Origin of the sequence: Pseudomonas sp. NPDC098740 (genome assembly GCF_044760065.1) — a bacterium.
In the GTDB taxonomy this organism is placed as follows: Bacteria; Pseudomonadota; Gammaproteobacteria; order Pseudomonadales; family Pseudomonadaceae; genus Aquipseudomonas; species Aquipseudomonas rossensis.
Genome location: NZ_JBIWAM010000055.1, coordinates 1 through 2,060 on the forward strand (window position 1 = coordinate 1; position 2,060 = coordinate 2,060).

Annotated in this window: 2 protein-coding genes; both read left to right on the forward strand. The window is 56.7% G+C overall.

What is annotated here, in order from left to right; genetic code table 11:
* Positions 1-84: 84 nt before the first annotated feature.
* A complete protein-coding gene (gene tnpB, locus ACIQU2_RS28885) occupies positions 85-444 on the forward strand; it encodes an IS66 family insertion sequence element accessory protein TnpB (RefSeq protein WP_240050551.1) in 360 nt (119 codons plus the stop codon).
* A 17-nt stretch (positions 445-461) separates the two neighbouring features.
* Positions 462-2,015, forward strand: a complete 1,554-nt coding sequence (tnpC, locus tag ACIQU2_RS28890; protein ID WP_403145958.1) for an IS66 family transposase — start codon at positions 462-464, stop codon at positions 2,013-2,015.
* Positions 2,016-2,060 lie beyond the last annotated feature (45 nt).

A 2,060-nucleotide genomic window follows, 5' to 3' on the forward strand; every position in this document is an offset into this window, starting at 1 on the left:
GTAACCGCTCCATGAACCCCACATTCAAAGCCAGCAGTTGATCCCCGAAGCTGTACTCCGTTTTCTCTCTGGAGCCAGCACGTCATGATGCGACCCGACGCTAAAGTCGAAAAAGTGTACCTCTACCCCAAGGCCGTGGACTTCCGAAAATCCATCGACGGCCTGGCCGCCTTGGTCGAGCTGGATATCAAGGTCGCGGTGTTCGACCCTGTGCTTTTCGTCTTTCTGAATCGCCACCGTAATCGAGTGAAAATCCTTTACTGGGAGCGCAACGGCTTCTGCCTTTGGCTCAAGCGCCTGGAATCCGAACGCTTCAAAACATCCCCCGACGCTACCGATGAAGCCATCGTATTAACTGTTCAGGAATTGAACTGGTTGCTCGACGGTTTTGATCTGTGGCGCAATCGCCCTCATCAGGTTTTGACTCCAAGATTCGTCGCCTGACGGGTATAATCCGGGGCATGATTTCGATGCCCGAACACCTTCCTGATGACCCAGAACTTCTCAAGCAAATGCTGCTTGATGCGTTCGACGCGCTCGCTCGCCAGCAGGAAGTGGGTCAGGCTTACGAAACGCATATTGTTGACCTGAAAGAACAGATCAAGTTGTTACGCGACCGTTTGTTCGGTCGTAAATCCGAGCAAACAGTCGAGCCCAACACGCCGCAACTGGCCTTATTCAACGAACCCGAAAGCGAACCAATGCCCGTCGTCGGCGATGCCGATGAGGAAGTCGTTGCTCCAGTTCCGCGCCGTGGCAAGCGCAAGCCACTGTCGGCTGATCTGCCGCGTATTGAAGTCATCCACGAACTGCCTGAACACGAACTGACCTGTGCCTGCGGTTGCCGCAAGCATGTGATCAATGAAGAAACCAGCGAGCAGCTGGACATCGTGCCGATGCAGATCCGGGTGATCAAACACATCCGCAAAGTCTACGGTTGCCGCGGTTGTGAAACGGCTCCGGTCACCGCAGACAAACCCGCTCAGTTGATCGAGAAGAGCATGGCCAGCCCGAGCGTGCTGGCGATGCTGCTGACCACCAAGTATGTCGACGGCCTACCGCTGCACCGCTTCGAGACGGTACTCAGCCGGCATGGCATCGACATTCCACGCCAGACCTTGGCACGCTGGGTCATCCAGTGCGGCGAACACCTCCAGCCGCTGTTGAATTTGATGCGCGACCGGTTGCTGGAAAGCCCCGTCATTCACTGTGATGAAACCCGCGTCCAGGTACTTAAAGAACCGGATCGAGACCCGACTAGCCAATCCTGGATGTGGGTACAGGCCAGCGGGCCGCCGGATCGAAAAGTCGTGCTGTTCGACTACACCTCCAGCCGTGCGCAGGATGTGCCGTTGCGCCTGCTGGAAAGTTATCGCGGCTATGTCATGACCGACGATTACGCGGGATATAACGCGTTGGCGTTACAACCGGGCGTGGAGCGTCTGGCGTGTATGGCCCATGCCCGGCGCAAGTTCGTCGATGCGCAAAAAGTGCAGCCCAAGGGCAAGACGGGACGTGCCGATATCGCGCTGGCGATGATCAACAAGCTGTACGGCATTGAGCGTGAACTCAAGGATGTCAGCGATGAACAGCGTTTTATTGAGCGTCATGAAAAGAGCCTGCCGATCCTGGCTCAGTTGAAAAGCTGGATGGATAAAACACAGCCTCAGGTGACGCCGCAAAGTGTGCTTGGCAAGGCCGTTAATTATCTGGCCAGCAACTGGAGCCGGCTGGAGCGCTACGTGGAGGCTGGCTTTTTACCGATCGACAACAACCCGGCAGAGCGTGCAATTAAACCGTTTGTGATCGGGCGCAAGGCATGGCTGTTCAGCGAGACGCCCAAAGGCGCGACTGCCAGCGCCCAGATCTACAGCCTGGTCGAAACCGCGAAGGTCAACGGCCAAGAGCCCTATACGTGGCTGCGCCACGTACTGGAGCGACTGCCGCATGCGCAGTCAGTAACCGACTATGAAGCATTGCTGCCGTGGAACTGCTCGCCGGAAATGCCACGGTAAACGGGAAGCGCATCTGACGGAAGGTGTGCTTCATGGATCGCATAC

Coding starts and splice junctions, on each gene's coding strand:
- tnpB (WP_240050551.1), top strand. CDS start 85: ATGATGCGACCCGACGCTAAAGTCGAAAAAGTGTACCTCTACCCCAAG.
- tnpC (WP_403145958.1), top strand. CDS start 462: ATGATTTCGATGCCCGAACACCTTCCTGATGACCCAGAACTTCTCAAG.